Source organism: Streptacidiphilus sp. EB103A (assembly GCF_041261405.1).
Taxonomy (GTDB): Bacteria; Actinomycetota; Actinomycetes; order Streptomycetales; family Streptomycetaceae; genus Streptacidiphilus.
This window is the reverse complement of the sequence record NZ_JBGCAQ010000027.1, coordinates 41,057-58,579: the sequence shown is the minus strand read 5'-3', so window position 1 is coordinate 58,579 and position 17,523 is coordinate 41,057. Positions and strand designations below refer to the sequence as shown.

The window sequence follows — 17,523 nt, the reverse complement described above, 5'->3', positions numbered from 1 at the left end:
TGACGTCAAGATACTTCAGTCTGACCGATACCTTTTCTTGATGTCAAGAGACTTCATGTCGACACACCGCCCACTACACTGATCAACCATGGAGGACGAGGTCGACCGGCTGGTCGCTGCGTGGCGCCGAGAGCGCCCGGACCTCGACGTGGAACCGCTCGAAGTGCTGAGCCGGATCAGCAGGCTCGCCCGCCACCTCGACCGGGCCAGGCGCACCGCCTTCGCCGAGCACAGCCTGGAGCCGTGGGAGTTCGACGTCCTCACCGCGCTGCGCCGGGCCGGCTCCCCGTACCAGCTCTCCCCCGGGCAGTTGCTGACGCAGACTCTGGTCACCTCCGGGACGATGACCAACCGGATCGACCGGCTCGCAGTCAAGGGACTGGTCCAGCGGCTGCCCGACCCGGGCGACCGGCGCGGGGTGCTGGTACGGCTCACCGAGGCCGGCCGCGATCTCGCGGACGAGGCGCTGGCCGGGCTGCTGGCGTACGAGCGCGCCCTGCTGGCGGAGCTTTCCACAGCCCAGCGCGGGGAGCTGGCCGGTCTGCTGCGGCAGCTGGTGGCCCCGTTCGACAACCTCCCCGAGTAGAACGCCGCACGGAACCCCAGCCGAACTCCCCGCACCCTTGACTGCGTACCGGCAACGGGGCCATTCTTGCCGAAATCGAGTTAGGAAACTTTCCTAACTTAAGAAGCCCGCACCCTTCCCCCACGAAGGAGAACCACCCGATGGTTCGTCAGTTGCGCTCCCCCGTCCGGAAGATGGTCGCCACCGCGGCGGCTGCCGGCTGTATCAGCCTCGGTCTCGCCGCCACCGGCGGGGCCAGTGCCTCGGCCGCCACCACACCCGCGAAGCCGTTCCCCGCCCACGTCACCTACAAGGTCGGCGTGATGCCCTCGGCGTCGCAGTCCACCCGGGACGCGGCGGTGGAGAAGCAGTACGACTCCTGGAAGAGCACCTACCTGGTCAAGGGCTGTGCCTCGAACGAGTACTACGTCTCCACCAAGGGCGACGGCGACGCCCCCAACAACGGCACCGTCTCCGAGGCGCAGGGGTACGGCATGAACATCGTGCCGCTGATGGCCGGTTACGACAGCAGCGCGCAGACCGAGTTCAACGGCCTGTGGCAGCTGGTCAAGGACCACAAGGACGCCGACGGCCTGATGGAGTGGCAGCTCGACGGCAAGACCTGCAAGTACACCGACAGCAGCACCCCCGACTCCGCCACCGACGGCGACCTCGACGTGGGCTACGGCGTGATCCTGGCCGACAAGCAGTGGGGCGGCTACACCGCCGACGCCAGGGCCTGGCTGGCCAGCGTCTACGCCCATGACGTGGCCTCGGACGGCCACCTGAAGTGCGAGGACGACGGCCCCAGCACCGACACCCGGCCGTCCGACATGATGCTGGACCACCTGCGGGCGTTCGCCGCGTACGACACCGCGCACGACTGGAGCAAGGTCGTCACCCGCACCGAGGCGGTCATCAACGAGTTCACCGCAAAGTACTCGGCGAGTTCGGGCCTGCTGTCGGACTTCGTGGTCGGCGCCAACGGCACCAGCCCCAAGCCGGCCCCGGCCGACTACCAGGAGAGCCAGCCCGACAACATCGTCGGCTACAACTCCATCCGGGTCCCCTGGCACCTGGGCACCGACGCCCTGGTGAACGGCTCGACCACGGCAGCGACCGCGTACCGGACGGCCAAGCTGGAGTCGGCATGCCTGAAGTCGCTGTCCGGCGGCAACCCGGCCAAGGTCCAGCCGCATGTGAAGCTGAACTGCGCCAACGGCAACGTCTCCGGCGACACCCAGGCCGAGGAGGCCGGCGACTCGGTCGGCCCGGCGGCGATGGCCTCCGGCGACCAGGCCTGGACCGACGCGATCTGGAAGCAGCTCGGGACCAACCCGTTCGGCGACGCGTACTACGGCGAGACCATCAAGATGCTGGTCTACCTCGTGATGGCCGGCGACTACTGGAGCCCGGCCAGCTGACGCCGGATCAGATACCCGTGCACCGACCGGTGGCCGCGCCTCCTCGACTCCTGGTTCGAGGGGGCGCGGCCACCGGTCGGTGCACGGGTATTGCCACAAGCTACCCGTGAGTTGGGATACTCCCTGGGATGAGGGGCCGCACCGTCGCGGCTCCGCACACAAGGGGGCTCCACCTATGCCCAGCACTTCCCGGCTGCGCCGCGCCTTCGGCGTCCTCGCGGCCGCGGCTCTCGCCGGCGCGGCGATGACCGGCACCGCCGTCGCGCAGGACGAGGGCGGCTACCATCCGCAGCCGCACTACTACGTCTCACTCGGGGACTCCCTGGCAGCCGGCTACCAGCCGAACGTCCGTACCAACACCGACGTGTCCTACACGGACCAGCTGTACACGCGGCTCAAGCAGCACGACCCGTCGCTGGTCCACATCAAGCTGGGTTGCAGCGGCGAGACCACCGAGACGATGATCCTCGGGGGCATCTGCAGCTACCCGGGGGCGACCTCGCAGCTGGGTGCGGCCGAGGCGTTCCTGCGGGCGCACCGCGGCCAGGTGAAGTACGTGACGCTGGACATCGGCGCCAACGACGTGGACGGCTGCCTCAGCGCGACCGGCATCGACCAGGCCTGCACCGTCAAGGGCATCGCCACCGTCGCCACGCAGCTGCCGTACATCGCCTCGGGCCTGCGCCGGGCGGGCGGCGAGGGGTGGCGGGCGCCGCAGTACGCGGGGATGAACTACTACGACCCGTTCCTGGCGGTATGGCTGACCGGTGCCACCGGGCAGGCCGAGGCCAAGCAGTCCACGGTGCTGTCGGACACCCTGAACGGCGTGATCGACCGGGGGCTGCGGTACAGCGGCTTCAAGCTGGCCGACGTCTCCAAGGCGTTCGCCACGGACGACTTCACCGACCAGGCCACCCTCCCGGCGTTCGGCACGGTGCCGCTGAACGTGGCCCGGATCTGCGCCTGGACCTGGGAGTGCACCCAGTACCAGGACATCCACGCCAATCCGACCGGGCATGCGGTGATCGCCGGGGTCTTCGAGAAGGTGCTGCGCCACCGCTGACCTCGAGGTGAGAACCGCTGTCGTCAGACCCTGGCCAGAGCCCGCCCCCGCCGTTCGGGGGGCGGGCTCTCGGCGTTACGAGCGACGATGTTGCAGAAATGTTATGCAACTATGAGGAATAGCCTATAAAGGATGGGGAGGGACGTGTCCTCCGAAACTGCACCGAACCGCCTCGCGGCCTGGCGTCCGCGCGCCGCCGTGTTCGCGGTCTGGTACCTGCGGGCCGCCGCGGTACTCAACTTCCTCGGAGCCGTCTCAGCCCCGTTCCACAGCCAGGTCACCCGGCACAACACCGGTGACTTCTTCACCCCGTACATGATCACCGCCGGGTTCACCTCGGGCGCCCTGGCGCTGTTCCTGGCCATGATGATGCGCCGCCGCAAACGCGCCGCCTGGATCTTCAACGTGGTCGTCGTCGGCCTCTACGTGGTCCTGATGGCCCTGCTGCTGCTGTTCTACCCGGAGGTCAGGGAGCACTGGTTCAACTGGATCTCGGCCGTCGTCACCCTGCTGATGTTCACGGCCCTGCTGGCGGGCCGCAAGGAGTTCCACGCCAAGGGCGACCGCAGCAACCCCAGGCTGGCGCTGGCCGCCCTGATCGGCGGCGGCGCGGTCGGCGTGCTGGTCGGCACCCTGCTGGTGACCCTGACCGACGAGGTGGACGGTTCGTACCTGTGGCACCGGATCCAGTACGCCGCCATGCGGGTCTACACCCTGGCCCCGTCCGGAACCGGCTACCGCAACATCGTCATCCCGCACTGGGTGGACATCGCCATCAACGCGATGAGCGCGCTGATCTTCCTGCTGGTGCTGTACGCGCTGTTCCGCTCCCCCAAGGGCAAGGAGTACCTCTGCCCCGACGACGAGATGCGGTTGCGGGAGCTGCTGGACGGGCACGGGGAGCGCGACTCGCTGGGCTACTTCGCGCTGCGCCGCGACAAGTCCGTGTTGTTCTCCCCCTCCGGGAAGGCCGCCGTCGCCTATCGCGTGCTCGGCGGGGTCTCGCTGGCCTCGGGCGATCCGATCGGCGATGTGGAGGCCTGGCCCGGGGCGATCGACCGCTGGCTGGACCAGGCCCGTGAGCACGCCTGGGTGCCGGCGGTGATGGGCGCCAGCGAGGAGGGCGGCACCGTCTACTCCCGGCACGGGCTGAACGCGCTGGAGCTGGGCGACGAGGCCATCGTCGAGGTGGACGAGTTCACCCTGGAGGGGCGCGCGATGCGCGGCGTGCGCCAGGCGCACAACAAGGTCGGCCGGGCCGGCTACACCGTACGGGTGCGCCGCCACGCGGACATCCCCGACGACGAGATGCAGACCCTGCTGGAGCGCGCCGACACCTGGCGCGACGGGCAGACCGAGCGCGGCTTCTCGATGGCGCTGGGCCGCCTGGGCGACCCCGACGACGGCCAGTGCGTGATGGTCGAGTGCCACGACGGGCAGGGCGAGCTGCGGGCCCTGCTGAGCTTCGTCCCCTGGGGGCGCGAAGGCCTGTCGCTGGACCTGATGCGGCGCGACCGGGACTCCGACAACGGGCTGCTGGAGTTCATGGTCATCGAGCTGATGGGGCAGGCCGAGAGTGTCGGCATCAAACGGGTGTCGCTGAACTTCGCCATGTTCCGGGCCGTCTTCGAGCGCGGCTCCAGGCTGGGGGCGGGGCCGGTGCTGCGAATGTGGCGCTCGGTGCTGATGTTCTTCTCGCGCTGGTGGCAGATCGAGTCCCTGTACCGGGCGAACGCGAAGTACCGGCCCATCTGGGAGCCCCGCTACCTGCTGTTCGCGCGCAGCAGCGACCTGCCCAGGATCAGTCTCGCCTCGGCGCGGGCCGAGGGCTTCATCACCGCGCCGAGCCTGCCGAGCCTGTTCAAGCGGCGGCACAGCCGTGCCCTGGACCGTGCGGGCAGCAGCGAGGGCGGCGACGACGGCGCCGACAGCGGCTCGCAGAGCGCCGGAAACACGACGACTCCGGGCGCCAAGCAGCCAATTGGCTAGTTATGTCCTATTTTTTATTGAATGAGGGACTCTCAGCTCCAGGTGACCCTCCGCTCGGCGCTGCTCACCGAGTGGAGCGGGTTGTACCTGGCCGCACGCGAGAGCCTGGCGCGGGAGCGGCTGGCGGCGCTGCGGATGACCTTCGCGGCCACGGCCGCGGTGCTGGGCTTCCAGCTGCTGCAGCATGCCGCGGGCGGGGCGGCGCTGGTGGAGCGGGTGGGCGTGGTGCGGGCGGAGCTGCCGCTGTGGCAGTCGCTGGCGCGGACGCCGCTGTCGCTCTTCGTGCCGGCGCCGAACCTGCCGGTCTGGGGGGCCGCGGCGCAGGTCTTCGTCGTCTTCGGCATCGCCGAGCTCACGCTGGGGTGGCGCAGCACCCTGCTGGTCGCCTACGCGGGCACGCTCGCCGGGACGCTGTACGCCCGCCAGGCGGTCCGCCAGGGGCCCTCGGCGCTGTTCGGGCTGCCCTGGGAGGACGCGTGGGTCCGTGACACCGGACCCTCGGCAGCGGTGGTCGCCCTGGCGGTAGCCGTCGCCTGGCGCCACCGGGCGTGGGTCACGGGGAGCGTGACGGTTGCGGCGATGGTGCTGGAGGAGGTCCTGTACCCCAATCTGGCGGGGGCGGAGCACCTTGCCGCGATCTTCGTGGTTTCCGTTCCTGCCCTGGGCATGGTGGCGCTGGAGCGAGGGTGCAGGTCAGCTGTGGTTTGTCGCGCAGTTCCCCGCGCCCCTAGATAGTGCGACTGAGCCAGTTGCACTATCTAGGGGCGCGGGGCTGTGCTGATGAAAGGCGCGCGCGAACGACCCACACTGACGTGCACTAGTCCGCCGGACCGACCCCCGCGCGACGGGCCAACGCCACAGCGGCGAGTGTGCTGTGGACGCCGAGTTTGCCGAGGACGTTCTGCATGTGGGTGCGCACCGTGTGCGGGGAGAGGTAGAGCCGGTCGGCGACGGCCTGGCGGCCCAGGCCGGCGACCATGCAGCGGAGCACCTGCTTCTCGCGCGGGGTGAGCGACTCGACCAGGCGCTCGCTCTCGGTGCGGTCGCGGCGGGCCGCGGTGAGCTCCCTGATGACCCCGGTGAGCAGCAGCGGCGGGATGTGCGTCTCGTCCCGCATGACGCCCTTGATGACGGCCATCAGCCGCCCCAGCGAGCTCTCCTTGGCGACCCAGGCGCCGGCCCCCGCCTGGAGTGCCTGGACCACGCGGCGGGGGTCGTCGTCGACGGCGAGGACGATGACCTGGAGCGCGGGGTGCGAGGCGCGGGCACGGGCGGCGAAGCTGATTCCGTCCCCGGCCGGGACGGGGGCGCCGGTGGGGGCGGCGGCGGACGGCGCCGGGGCGGAGTTGCCGTTGGCGGCACCCGTACCGCCCGTACCCGTGCCGCCGGTGCGCGGTGCCGGGATGCGGGCGCCGGGATTCACCCCTGCGGGGGGCGTGCCGTAGCCGGCCTTGCGCTGGGCCGGCAGGTGCACCACGGGGGCGCGCTGCGGGGGCGCGAGGGTGCGCCGGGCCTCGGGCAGCCGGGGCTGGCCCACCGCCGGTGGCGGTGCGGCGCCGCCGGGGTTGAGGTCCGCGTCCACGAGCAGCACCTGGAAGGGACGATTCTCGGCGTCGGCACGGTCCAGCGCCCGCTCTGCGGCCTGCGCGCTGCCGGCCGCGGAGACGTCCACGTCCGGTTCCGCGGCGAGCGCGGTGGCGAGCGCCTCGGCGAAGATGCGGTGCCCGTCCGCGACCAGGACCCGGATACGCGCCACTGCTGCCCCCTGATCCTGCTTCAGTCCGGCCCCCCAGCCGAATGTTGCTTCAGGGTAGCGAGATCGCGCAACGTCGTCGTGGTTGTTTGCGCAGTTCCGTACGCCCCTGACAGCCCCGCAGGGGCGCGAGGAACTGCGCGACCAGCCCACCACCAAACCCCACTGCTTACTCCAACCGCCTCGCCCCCGCCGAGGGAACGGCGGTGAACGCTCGTGGCCCGGTCCACCCCTGCACCGCGAAAGCGCTGGTCACCGCGGCTGCCACGGCCTCCGCACCGGCCTTCTCGACAAGGGCGATGATCGAGCCGCCGAAGCCGCCGCCGGTCATCCGCGCACCCAGCGCACCGGCCGCGACCGCGGTGTCGACCGCGAGGTCCGTCTCGGCGCAGGAGATCCGGTAGTCGTCGCGCATCGACGCATGCCCCTCGGTCAGCAGCGGGCCGATGGCCCGCAGCTCACCGGCGTCCAGCAGTGCGGTGACCTGCTCGACCCGGGCGTCCTCGGTGACGATGTGCCGGACCAGGGCGCGCAGGCCGTCGTCCGGCAGCCGTTCCAGGGCGGCGTCCAGGCCGGCGTAGGGGAGGTCGCGCAGGGCGGGCAGGCCCAGGATCGCCGCCGCCTTCTCGCAGCCCCTGCGCCGCTCGGCGTAGGCGCCGTCCGCGTGGGCGTGCTTGACCTGGGTGTCGATGACCAGCAGCACCAGGCCGGCCCCGGCCAGGTCGAGCGGGACCTGGCGGGTCCTGCCCTCGGCCGGGTCGATGCTGCGGACGTCGACGAAGAGAGCGGCGCCCTCCTCGCAGCAGCTGGAGGCGAGCTGGTCCAGGATGCCGCAGGGCACGCCCACGAACACGTTCTCGGCGTGCTGGCTCAGCAGCGCGAGCTGTGTGGGCGTCAGGCCGAGGCCGCAGAGGTCGTTGTAGGCGGCGGCGACGGCGCACTCCAGGGCGGCCGAGGAGGACAGTCCGGCGCCGACCGGGACGTCGCTGTCGAAGTACAGGTCGGCCCCGGGGACGTCGTGCCCGGCGTCGCGCAGCGCCCAGACCACCCCGGCGGGGTAGGCCGCCCAGCCCGGCACGGAGCCGGGGACCAGGTCGGACAGGGCCAGCTCGGTGATCCCCGAGCTGTCCGGGGACTGGGCGCTGTGCAGCCGCAGCACGCCGTCCCCGCGCAGCGAGGCGGCGAGGCGGGTGGCGTGCGGCAGGGCTATGGGGAGCATGAAGCCGTCGTTGTAGTCGGTGTGCTCACCGATGACGTTGACCCGCCCGGGGGCCTGCCAGACCACCTGTGGAGCGGTCCCGTACACGGACTCGTACCCCTTGGTGACAGCCTCGTGCACGGCCCCGTCTGTGCCGGTGCTGACCGGGCCGGTCCCGTCCTGATCGGTCACTGCTTACTCCTGTTCCAGTGCGAGGGCGAAGTTCCACGCGTCGGCGACGATCGCGTCGAGGTCGGTACGGCGGGGGTTCCAGCCGAGCAGGGTGCGGGCCCGGGCGGCGGAGGCGACCAGCGCGGCGGGGTCGCCGGGGCGGCGCTCGGCCGTCACGGCCTTGATCTCGCGGCCGGTGACCCGGCGCACCGACTCGACGACCTCGCGGACCGAGAAGCCGCTGCCGTTGCCGAGGTTGCAGATCAGGTGCTGCCCGGACTCGGCCGCGGCGAGGGCGAGCAGGTGGGCGTCGGCGAGGTCGGCGACGTGGATGTAGTCGCGGATGCAGGTGCCGTCGGGGGTGGGGTAGTCGTCGCCGTACACGGCGATGTGCGGGCGCTTGCCCAGGGCGGCCTGGATGACCAGCGGGATCAGGTGCGATTCGGGGTCATGGCGCTCGCCCTGGACGCCGTAGGCGCCGGCGACGTTGAAGTAGCGCAGCGAGACCGCGGCCAGGCCGTGGGCGTTCGCCTCACTGGTGATCATGTGGTCGACGGCGAGCTTGGTGGCGCCGTAGGGGTTGGTCGGCGCGGTGCGCGCGGTCTCCTCGATCGGGCTGACCTCTGGCTCGCCGTAGACGGCGGCGGTGGAGGAGAAGACCAGGCGGCGGACGTCGGCCTTGCGCATGGCGCTGAGCAGCTCCAGCGAGCCGGCGACGTTGTTGCGCCAGTACTTCTCCGGGTCCGCGACCGACTCGCCGACCTGGGAGCTGGCGGCGAAGTGCAGCACGCCGTCGAAGGAGCTGTCGAGTACGTCGGACGCGTCCTGGATCCGGCCCTGGACGAACTCGGCTCCGGCCGGGACGGAGACGCGGTGCCCGGTGGAGAGGTCGTCCAGCACGACGACCTGGTGGCCGGCCTCCAGCAGGTGCGCGGCGACGACTCCGCCGACGTAGCCGGCGCCGCCGGTGACGAGGTATTTTGCGGGCGCTGGAGCCTTCGCGGACTGTGCGGACTGGGGGGTCATGAGGAGACCTCTCGTAGGCGCTTCGCCGCCATCTCGGGCGACACGTCGTTGATGAACACGTCCATGCCGGATTCGGAGCCGGCCAGGAACTTGAGCTTGCCCACCGTACGACGGATCGTGAAGAGCTCCATGTGAAGTGCCAGTTCGCCACCTGTGCCGGGCAGACCGGAGCGTACCGGTGCCTGGTGCCAGGCGGCGATGTAGGGCGTCTTGTTGGTCCCTGTGCCGTCCGCGTCGAACAGCAGGTCGAAGCGGCGCAGCAGGTCGAGGTAGACGGTGCAGAACTCGGCCCGCTCGGCGTCGTTGAGGGCGAGCAGGTCGCCGACCCTGCGGTTGGGGTAGAGGTGCACCTCGTAGGGCCAGTGCGCGGCGTAGGGGACGAAGGCGGTCCAGTGCTCCCCGGCGACGACGACCCGGTCGCCTTCGGCGCGCTCGGCGGCGAGCAGGTCGTCGAAGAGGTTGCGTCCGGTGCGCCTGCGGTGGGCGGCGGAGCTGGCGAGCATGCGCTCGGTACGCGGGGTGACGAAGGGGTAGGCGTAGATCTGGCCGTGCGGGTGGCCGAGGGTGACGCCGATCTCCTCGCCGCGGTTCTCGAAGCAGAAGACCTGCTCGACGCCGGGGATCGCGGACAGTTCGGCGGTCCGGTCGGTCCAGGCCTCCAGGACCAGGCCGACCTGGGCGGGGGTGAGGTCTGCGAAGGAGGAGTCGTGGTCGGAGGTGAAGCAGACCACCTCGCAGCGGCCGTTGCCGGGGCGGGCGTGGTGCGGCAGCGTCCCGGTGGCGGTGTCGGGCGCGCCGACGGCCGACGTGGTGAGCGAGGGGAAGCGGTTCTCGAAGACCACGACGTCGTAGTCGGGCGCGGGGATCTCGCTGAGCCGTCCGTCCCGGGAGGGGCAGAGCGGGCACTCGTCGGCCGGCGGGTGGTAGATCCGTCCCTGGCGGTGCGAGGCGATGACGACCCACTCGTCGAGCAGCGGGTCGTAGCGGATCTCCGAGGAGGTGGCGGTGGCGTCGAGCGGCCGCAGGTCCGGGTTGTCGCGCACCGTGTCGTCACGGGAGTCGTAGTAGATCAACTCGCGGCCGTCGGCCATCCGAGTGCTGGTCTTCTTCACTACTCGCTCCATTTTTCACACTACGACGGACACCCCTTACCAACATATTCAAACACAACACATCACGAGTCAACACCCCAAGCGAACTATGACCTTCACATTCGCTTGCCGCCGTCACTCGTCCTGCGTGACGCGTTCCAGCAGTCCGGTACGGGCCGCCACGGCCGCCGCCTCCAGCCGGGTCCGGGCGCCGAGTTTCATCAGCACCCGCTGCACATGCGTGCGCGCGGTGCTGGGGGCGATGGACATGCCCACCGCGATCTCCTTGGTGTCCTCCCCCTCGGCGATCCGCATCAGCACCTGCACCTCGCGCCGGGTCAGCAGCCGCAGCAGCCGCAGCGCCTCGTCGTCCGGCTCGGCCGACGGACGCAGCAGATGCTGGAACGCCGCCTGCAGCAGCTCCGGGGCCACCGCGGCCTCCCCCGCCCTGACCCTGGTCAACGCGCGCTCCACCACCTCGATCCGGTCGTCCTGCCGAACGTACCCGGCCGCACCGGCTGCAAAGGCGGCAGCCACCCCGCCCAGGCTCGCCACGCCCCCCATCACCACGATGCCCACCTCGGGACGCTCGCGCCGGATCCGGCGCACCGCGTCGAACGACGCCCCGTCCTCCGGGTGCGCGACCCCCAGCAGGCACACCTCAGGGCGCCGGTGCAGCACCAGCTCCGCCGCGGCCCCCACCGGGGTGCCCACCGCGAGGATCCGGTGCCCCCTCAGCTGCAGTGCGGTCGCCAGTGCCTCCGCCAGCAGTCTGTGGTCGTCAACGACCACGAGCCGCACGCCCACGATTCCCCCTCAATACGTCAGTCATTCGGGGCACGAGGCCCCGTGCCCCTGGGCAACCCGAGGCGGTGAAGGTCCAGCGAGCCGGGCCCGCCCGGTGGGGCCGGGAAATGGATCCGGTGTGACGCACCATCACAACCCATGCCGTACACGTACCGCCAGCATGCCGCGCGGCGGAAGCCCCTGGACAGGTGCAGGCAAACTGGTGGCATGCACTCCGCACCCCACCACCTCATCGACGAGGCTGTCCGTCTGCTCGACCGGCCGGGCCGGCGGCTCCTCGGCCTGTGCGGGCCGCCCGGGGCCGGCAAGTCCACACTCGCGGCCGCGCTGCTCCGGGGCGTGGACGCCGCGCTGGGCCCGGGCACGGTGGCGCTGCTGCCGCTGGACGGCTTCCACCTGTCCAACGCCCAGCTGGAACGGCTCGGCCTGACCGACCGCAAGGGCTCCGCGCCGAGCTTCGACGTCCAGGGCTACCTGGCACTGCTGCGCCGCGTCGGCACCGGCGCGGAGGCCGCCGACCACGACGTCTACGCCCCCGACTACGACCGCCTGCTGCACGAGCCGGTCGCGGCGCGGCACGTCATCGCCCCCGGCGTCCGGCTCGTCATCACCGAGGGCAACTACCTCGGCCTGGACCAGCCCGGCTGGCGCGAGGCCGCCGCCCTGCTGGACCAGCTCTGGTACGTCGACGCCCCGGACGCCCTGCGCGAGCAGCGGCTCGGCCGTCGTCACCGGCGCAACGGCTCGTCGACGACCCGGGCCAGGTCCCGCGTCGAGGGCAACGACCGCCCCAACGGCGACCTGGTGAAATCCGTCCCCACCGGCCGCTACGACCTCGTGGTGCCCGGCATGTGAGCGTGCGTCACCCGCCCCGTCCCGCCATCCACAACGCCGAAGGCCCCCCGCCAGTGGCGGAGGGCCTTCGGTCCTGCTGGAGCCCCCATGCGGAATCGAACCGCAGACCTTCTCCTTACCATGGAGACGCTCTACCGACTGAGCTATAGGGGCGAACGAGGGAGACAATACCTGGTCACCGCCCCGGCATCAAAATCCACTCCCGCGCGGGTCCGCAGTCACCGCGGCGGCGTGGTGACCACGGCGGCGAGGGCCAGGAGAGTGGGACTTCCGGGGTCGAGGTAGTGGGAGTGGGGAGCACCGTCGGGGCCGTCCTCGGCCGGGAACAGGCGGGCCCCGAAGGCAGGGGCGGCGGGGCGGGTGCCGAACCAGCCCTGGGCATGGCCCTCGGCCCGGAGTTGGGCGGGGAGCAGCGCCCCCGGGGCGTGTCCTGCGAGCAGGGAAGCCAGCAGCCGCGGCGGAGCCGGAAGCCGCTCGGTGACCGGGTCGCCAGGGGCAGCCGCTACCCAGACATGGCCAGGCGGGACGCCGAGCTGCTCCGCGCGGATCGCCCCCGTCCCCGGACTGCCGAGCAGTACGATCTCGTCGGCGGCGATCCCGCCGGGCCGCTGGGCGGCCTTGCCGACCAGCAGCGAGCCATAGCTGTGGCCGATCGCGGTGAGATGCGGCGGTGCGCCCCGAGCAGTGGCGCGCAGCCCCGCCAGAAAGCGTCCGTACCGGACCGCCCCGGCCACGGCCCGGGCGGTCGACGCACCTTCCGGCAATCCGGACGGCGGGTCGTAGCCGAGCCAGACAACGGAGGCGACCGGTCGCGAGCGGGGAGCCAGCACCGACGCGGCGTCGTGGACGGCCAGCGCACGAACCCCGTCCTTCCCGGCGACGTCGGCCAGAGTCGTCCCCATTCCGGGGACATAGACGGCGACGTCGGCGGCCCGGTCCGGATCGCCGAAGGCGAGCACGGCACGCCCCTGGCCCTCGGTGCCGATCGCGAGCAGCAGCGCAGGCGGGAACACGCCCTCCTGCCGCTGCAGACGCTCCCTGACAGCGGTCAGAGCATCGCGACGGGACACGTCCCCGTCCGTGTCGATGAGGCGGTCGAGCAGGAGGCGGTTGGCTCGGTCCCGGTCCGCGCACGGGACACCGTCCAGGCCGCCGATGAGCTGGGGCGCATCAGCGATGATCATCTCCCGCTCGTCGCGGCTCAACAGCCGCCACCAGTCGCGGACCTGGGTCGGCGTGCTACCCCTCGGAGGCAGCGCATCGGCCAGCAGCCCGGTGGCGGAGGCGAGTTGCGTGGCGGCAGCGTGCAAATCCAGCGCGCTGCCGTCACGGGCCTGCGCGGCAGAGCGCAGCAGCTCGGCGGCGCAGCGCTCGTCGACCTCCGCTGCCCGCGCCATCGCAGCCACGAGGGCGGGTGCGTCCGGCGGGTGACCGCCATCGAGCACGGCGCCCACCGCACCGCTCGCCTCCCGTAACTCCTCCGCGTACTGAGCCAGCAGCATGGCCAGTCCCTGCATCTGCTCCCCCGCCGCGATCAGCCGCAACCGGTCGGCATCGACGGCAAGCCCGGCCCGTAAGGCCGCCTGCCCCTGCCATGCCTCCCCGGTGGCGCAGCGGGCCCCGGTCACCACGGCGGCCTGCTCGGCGAACTCCCTCGCCAACGCGTCACAGGCCCGACCCGCAGCGACCATGGCCGCAACCGGCACCGCGGCCACCTGCCCCGGACCCGGGCTCACGGCAACACCGCCCGCACCGAGAACGAGGCCCGCACCGCCGCGTCAGCCTCCCGGTAGTTCCGCGCCGTGGCCCGCAATCGCTCGCCATGCCCGTCCAACCCCACCACCAGCGCAGCCAGCCGAGCCGCCCAGGCCACCGCCCACTCCTCCAACGCAGCTCCGGTCCGCCACCCCGCAAGGGCACCCCCCGCCGCCGCAACCTCCCCAAGCCGGCCCCGTACCGCCGACTCGACCCGGAGCGCAGCCGAGTTGAGCGCCCGCGCCTCCGCCTCCAACACCCCGGGGCGAACCATCAGCCCATTGCCCGCAACGCCCTCCATAACAGCCCCCTCTTGCCATAACATTCCGTCACCAAGAAGCATAGAAAGCAACAGGGAGTGATGGGGTGGATTATCCCCGCTTCACCCCAAGGAGTGAGCCCAACTGCCACGGCGGGGCAAGCGAGGCACGAGCAGCCGCATCAGGTCGGCGACCGAGCCCCCATCCCGACAGCCACTCCGACGTGCGCGCTTGTTCCCGATGCAGCACCATCGTCGGGCACGTCGCCCCGTGCATGGATGAGCTGGCTCGGCTCCGCCTCGCGGCAACAACAGAGAGCAGGGCGACAGCCAGGCACAGTTTCATCCTCACGGGGAGCAACCGGTCCCATCAACCCAGCGTGACTCCCGGCATGAACGAACCCGAACTGCGCCGCTACGCCGCGCACCATGGCGGCCTACCGACCGCTTCGACCGCCCTCGCCCTGGGCTGCATCCGCAACCAACTCCGCACACATGTCCGCGAACACGGCTGGACCCACCCCAGGCGAACCCCGCCACACCAGCGATGAGGCCCCGCCTCTCCGACACGCCCGCCGAGGGTCGCTACTGCCGGTACGGATCGGGGATGTGGCCGTACGGGTTGGACGGGGCGGAGGGCGGGGGCGGCGGGGGGCCGGGACGCTTGTTGTTGCGGCGCCGCGTGAAGATGAAAGCGGCGACTGCCCCGAGAACGACCACGATGCCGGCACCGATGCCAATGAACAGTCCGGTGTTGCTGCTGGACTTCTTCGCGACCGCCTGCGGTGCAGCGCTGGCCGATGCGCCCGCAGCGGGGGTACCCGAGGCGACAGGCGCGGCGGCGCTGGCGCTCGGGGTGGCGGAGCTGCTGTCCGTGGCCTGCGAGGTCAGCGGGTTGACGTTGGCCGAGCCGGGGTCACCCGGGCTGGTGAGGGCGATCCGGGGACGGATGATGCCGTAGCCGTAGTACGGGTCCTGGACACCAGGCTTGTCGCCCTGGCTGGCGGTGTTCTTGAGGACCAGGAGGACCTGGTTAGCGGTCCATGACGGGTGGGCGGACCAGAGGAGGGCAGCGGAGGCAGAGAAGATTGCAGCTGCATCACTGGTACCGCTGGAGGAGCAGTAGCCACTGGGACCGTTGCACACGTTGACCATGTTGTCGCCGGGGGCAGTGAAGTCCACCTGAGAGCCGTACTCGGAATACGAGGCAACTTGGCTCTTCGCATTGATGGAGCCGACTGCCGCCACCCCAGGATAACCAGCCGGATAGTTGACTGGATTGCCCACTTTGGCCCAGTTGCCGACAGCAGCGACAACCATCTTGCCCTTGCTAAGTGCATAGTTCACAGCACTGCGAACACTAGCCACGTCCTCCATCTGACCTTGAGAGAGGCTAATGATCTGGGCGTTGCTATCCGCAGCGGCCCTGATGGCCTCGGTCAACTGTGGAGAGTAATTCGCGGAGTAAGCCGCCTCATTGTCCCCTTTCCCGACAATCCGCAGCGGGAGAATCTTCACACCTGGGGCCAGTCCGTACATGCCCTGGCCGCTCAGCCCCTTCCCTGTGCCAGCGATCAAGCTGGCCATAGCCGTACCGTGGCTGTCCTTGTCCACATCCGTGGTAGCACCCCCGGACAGCCCCGAGAAGTTCTGCCCTGTCAGGACTTGACCCACCAGGTCGGGATGGCTTGCATTCACGCCACTGTCGATCAACGCAACGGTGATGCCCTTGCCTGTCGAGACCGGCCACATCTGATCAGTCGCGTGCATGCTTGTGAGCCACCACTCCTTGGCCCGGACGTCAAGGCTCGCCGCCTGCGCCGGGACCGCGCTGCCCATCAGCGTCGCGGCCACCGCGCAGAAGGCCGCGATGGCAGGAGGCACCATTCGTCCGCCGGACCGTGCCACTGTGCTCTCCTTGCCCTCGCGCTTGATCATCCGTTCAAGAACCTACTGGATCACTGTCGGGTTGGCCTGCACGTCTTGCGTCCAGGTTTCCTCGTCCTCCGTGAGGTAGGCCGCGCGCTTGCGCTTGCGCCCCTTTCCACTGCTACCGGCGCCGCCCATACCGCCGGAGCCCATCGGCATCATGCCGCTACCGCCGCCCTCGCCCGCTGCGGCCGCTGCTGCACCTTCGCCGGCGGCGCCGCCAAGCCCGGACCGTGCCGTGCTGGAGCCTGCGCTTTCAGCCACGGACGCTGCCTCGCCTGCCGCAGCACCCCCGATGCGGCCACGGCCGAGAGCCGAGGCGGAGGCACCCGCGCCACCACCCTCCGCACCGATGACACCTGAACTCAGGCGACTGCTGGTACGTCCACCGGCTGCGGCAGGCATACCACCGTGGATCCCGGGCTCCGGCTCCCCAGTCACGCCTCCCTTTCGGCCGCTGCTGCTGCCACCGGAGACACCAGGACCGGGGTTCTCTGCGCTTCCAGAGCCCAGCCCGCCGGACTTCGATCCGCCGGAGCCCGGGCTACCACCATTCACGCCACCGCCAGCACCGCCACCCCCGACTGCAACTGGCGTGATGGTGCTGGTGCCACCGCCCGATCCACTCGAGTTGCTGGAACCGCTGCCCGTGGAACCGCCGGAACTTGACGGAGTGTTGGGGTCTGTGACGCCCTGAAGCGTCGTTGAACCACCGCCGGTGGAGCCGCTGCCCGTCCCCGACCCCGAACTGGACCCCGGAGACGTCACAGGCTCGAAAGTGCTAGTGCCAGAGCCGCCTTCGGAGGTAGAGCCTGAGGCGGTCTTCCGGGTGCTCTTGGTGCCGCTGACAGTGGTCGCCACGCCGCCGGTGACGCCAGTGCTGGTGGAGCCTGAATTGACCCCGCCGAGGTTGCTGCTGCTCGCCTGGTATCCACTCCCCGGCGGCGGCATCAGCGCCGCCGGCGTCGGCGGGAAGGTCGGGATCGTGCTGACCGTCAGCGTCGACTTCGCACCTACGTACGCGCCGCCCAGCTTCTCCATCTGGCCGATGGCTTCCTGGTGGGCTGCGTCCAAGCGGGTCTGGGCCTGGTAGGCGGTCTCCTGGGTGACCAGGTGGGTGATGGCGGAGCTTGCGTTGCTACCGCTGAGAACCGGGTTCGTGGAGAGCAGTGGCTTGGCGACCTTGGCCTCACCGTCCGTGCCGATGTACGTCTGGGCGCCGAACTGGCTCTTGTACGCGTTGACGGTCGCCTGGTCGGCTGCCGGGATGGGCGGCACTTGGGTGCTGCTGAGGGTCTCGCCCGCCATGTTTATGGCCACTGCGGTGTTGTTGGCGAAGATGGCGAGGGTGTCCGTCGCCGAGACGACCTGGCGGGCCCAGGTCTTGAAGGCGTCGCCTGCCTCGCCGTCCCACACCAGCCCGTTGATGTGCGTCGCCAGGTCGTCGGCCAGGCTCTGCATGTGGGTGCTGGCTGCCGCCAGCGTGGTGCCGACCTTGGTGACGGTCTGCGGGTTGCTGCCCGCCATCATCTTGATCAGGTCAGCATGCGTGAACTGCTCGAAATTGGTGGTAGCGGCCCACGAGTCACCGCCGCCTGTGTCTAGTCGCATCCTCTTACTCCCCGTTCCCCCGGTCCG

At 70.6% G+C, this 17,523-nt stretch carries 16 protein-coding genes and 1 tRNA gene; 7 read left to right on the top strand and 10 right to left on the bottom strand.

The annotated features are described in order from the left end of the window. The first annotated feature begins 88 nt into the window (after positions 1-88). The 5 genes from ABH941_RS35375 to ABH941_RS35355 all read left to right on the top strand — a co-directional run bounded on the left by ABH941_RS35375 (position 89) and on the right by ABH941_RS35355 (position 5,776). The gene (locus ABH941_RS35375; RefSeq protein WP_134001515.1) at positions 89-586 is read left to right on the top strand and encodes a MarR family winged helix-turn-helix transcriptional regulator; all 498 of its coding nucleotides are present in this window, start codon (positions 89-91) and stop codon (positions 584-586) included. A gap of 140 nt (positions 587-726) precedes the next feature. Beyond that, positions 727-1,989, top strand: coding sequence for a glycosyl hydrolase family 8 (locus tag ABH941_RS35370; RefSeq protein ID WP_370134207.1), 1,263 nt, complete (start codon positions 727-729; stop codon positions 1,987-1,989). Between the two features lie 175 nt (positions 1,990-2,164). Continuing rightward, the gene (locus ABH941_RS35365; RefSeq protein WP_370134203.1) at positions 2,165-3,052 is read left to right on the top strand and encodes an SGNH/GDSL hydrolase family protein; all 888 of its coding nucleotides are present in this window, start codon (positions 2,165-2,167) and stop codon (positions 3,050-3,052) included. A 132-nt stretch (positions 3,053-3,184) separates the two neighbouring features. Continuing rightward, the gene (locus tag ABH941_RS35360) at positions 3,185-5,041 is read left to right on the top strand and encodes a phosphatidylglycerol lysyltransferase domain-containing protein (RefSeq protein ID WP_370134201.1); all 1,857 of its coding nucleotides are present in this window, start codon (positions 3,185-3,187) and stop codon (positions 5,039-5,041) included. A 21-nt stretch (positions 5,042-5,062) separates the two neighbouring features. Next, positions 5,063-5,776, top strand: coding sequence for a hypothetical protein (locus tag ABH941_RS35355; RefSeq protein ID WP_370134198.1), 714 nt, complete (start codon positions 5,063-5,065; stop codon positions 5,774-5,776). An 82-nt stretch (positions 5,777-5,858) separates the two neighbouring features. Here ABH941_RS35355 and ABH941_RS35350 read toward each other — a convergent pair whose 3' ends face one another. The 5 genes from ABH941_RS35350 to ABH941_RS35330 form a co-directional block, all read right to left on the bottom strand. Then, entirely contained in the window at positions 5,859-6,797 is a 939-nt protein-coding gene (locus tag ABH941_RS35350; protein WP_370134195.1) for a LuxR C-terminal-related transcriptional regulator, read from the bottom strand. Between the two features lie 166 nt (positions 6,798-6,963). Continuing rightward, a complete protein-coding gene (gene galK, locus ABH941_RS35345) occupies positions 6,964-8,184 on the bottom strand; it encodes a galactokinase (RefSeq protein WP_370134191.1) in 1,221 nt (406 codons plus the stop codon). A gap of 3 nt (positions 8,185-8,187) precedes the next feature. Beyond that, a complete protein-coding gene (galE, locus tag ABH941_RS35340; RefSeq protein ID WP_370134188.1) occupies positions 8,188-9,189 on the bottom strand; it encodes a UDP-glucose 4-epimerase GalE in 1,002 nt (333 codons plus the stop codon). Then, positions 9,186-10,301 carry a galactose-1-phosphate uridylyltransferase gene (galT, locus tag ABH941_RS35335; RefSeq protein WP_370134185.1) on the bottom strand — a complete coding sequence of 372 codons (1,116 nt, stop codon included), beginning with the start codon at positions 10,299-10,301 and terminating at the stop codon, positions 9,186-9,188. The genes galE and galT overlap by 4 nt, the downstream gene beginning before the upstream one ends. Before the next feature lie 114 nt (positions 10,302-10,415). Next, positions 10,416-11,087 carry a LuxR C-terminal-related transcriptional regulator gene (locus ABH941_RS35330; protein WP_370134182.1) on the bottom strand — a complete coding sequence of 224 codons (672 nt, stop codon included), beginning with the start codon at positions 11,085-11,087 and terminating at the stop codon, positions 10,416-10,418. A 207-nt stretch (positions 11,088-11,294) separates the two neighbouring features. Between ABH941_RS35330 and ABH941_RS35325 the strand changes: the two genes are divergently transcribed. After that, positions 11,295-11,942, top strand: coding sequence for a nucleoside/nucleotide kinase family protein (locus ABH941_RS35325; protein ID WP_370134181.1), 648 nt, complete (start codon positions 11,295-11,297; stop codon positions 11,940-11,942). A gap of 77 nt (positions 11,943-12,019) precedes the next feature. Here the strand turns inward: ABH941_RS35325 and ABH941_RS35320 are convergent. The 3 genes from ABH941_RS35320 to ABH941_RS35310 form a co-directional block, all read right to left on the bottom strand. After that, positions 12,020-12,095: transfer RNA gene (locus ABH941_RS35320), tRNA-Thr, on the bottom strand. A 65-nt stretch (positions 12,096-12,160) separates the two neighbouring features. After that, positions 12,161-13,678: an alpha/beta hydrolase gene (locus ABH941_RS35315; protein WP_370134178.1), complete on the bottom strand. Its 1,518-nt coding sequence runs from the start codon at positions 13,676-13,678 to the stop codon at positions 12,161-12,163. Next, complete coding sequence (locus ABH941_RS35310) at positions 13,675-13,971, bottom strand: hypothetical protein (protein ID WP_370134175.1); 297 nt, start codon at positions 13,969-13,971, stop codon at positions 13,675-13,677. Before ABH941_RS35310 ends, ABH941_RS35315 begins: the two co-directional genes overlap by 4 nt. Before the next feature lie 377 nt (positions 13,972-14,348). On the opposite strand from ABH941_RS35310, the gene ABH941_RS35305 reads away from it, so the two are divergent. Next, a complete protein-coding gene (locus tag ABH941_RS35305; protein ID WP_370134173.1) occupies positions 14,349-14,507 on the top strand; it encodes a hypothetical protein in 159 nt (52 codons plus the stop codon). A gap of 34 nt (positions 14,508-14,541) precedes the next feature. Here ABH941_RS35305 and mycP read toward each other — a convergent pair whose 3' ends face one another. After that, the gene (mycP, locus tag ABH941_RS35300) at positions 14,542-15,894 is read right to left on the bottom strand and encodes a type VII secretion-associated serine protease mycosin (protein WP_370134169.1); all 1,353 of its coding nucleotides are present in this window, start codon (positions 15,892-15,894) and stop codon (positions 14,542-14,544) included. A 12-nt stretch (positions 15,895-15,906) separates the two neighbouring features. Next, positions 15,907-17,496 (bottom strand): WXG100 family type VII secretion target, encoded by a 1,590-nt coding sequence (locus tag ABH941_RS35295; protein ID WP_370134167.1) that lies wholly within the window; start codon positions 17,494-17,496, stop codon positions 15,907-15,909. Between the last annotated feature and the right edge of the window lie 27 nt (positions 17,497-17,523).

Coding starts and splice junctions, on each gene's coding strand:
- ABH941_RS35325 (WP_370134181.1), top strand. CDS start 11,295: ATGCACTCCGCACCCCACCACCTCATCGACGAGGCTGTCCGTCTGCTC.
- ABH941_RS35360 (WP_370134201.1), top strand. CDS start 3,185: ATGGGGAGGGACGTGTCCTCCGAAACTGCACCGAACCGCCTCGCGGCC.
- ABH941_RS35370 (WP_370134207.1), top strand. CDS start 727: ATGGTTCGTCAGTTGCGCTCCCCCGTCCGGAAGATGGTCGCCACCGCG.
- ABH941_RS35365 (WP_370134203.1), top strand. CDS start 2,165: ATGCCCAGCACTTCCCGGCTGCGCCGCGCCTTCGGCGTCCTCGCGGCC.
- ABH941_RS35295 (WP_370134167.1), bottom strand. CDS start 17,496: ATGCGACTAGACACAGGCGGCGGTGACTCGTGGGCCGCTACCACCAAT.
- ABH941_RS35375 (WP_134001515.1), top strand. CDS start 89: ATGGAGGACGAGGTCGACCGGCTGGTCGCTGCGTGGCGCCGAGAGCGC.
- ABH941_RS35310 (WP_370134175.1), bottom strand. CDS start 13,971: ATGGTTCGCCCCGGGGTGTTGGAGGCGGAGGCGCGGGCGCTCAACTCG.
- ABH941_RS35305 (WP_370134173.1), top strand. CDS start 14,349: ATGAACGAACCCGAACTGCGCCGCTACGCCGCGCACCATGGCGGCCTA.
- galE (WP_370134188.1), bottom strand. CDS start 9,189: ATGACCCCCCAGTCCGCACAGTCCGCGAAGGCTCCAGCGCCCGCAAAA.
- mycP (WP_370134169.1), bottom strand. CDS start 15,894: ATGATCAAGCGCGAGGGCAAGGAGAGCACAGTGGCACGGTCCGGCGGA.
- ABH941_RS35355 (WP_370134198.1), top strand. CDS start 5,063: ATGAGGGACTCTCAGCTCCAGGTGACCCTCCGCTCGGCGCTGCTCACC.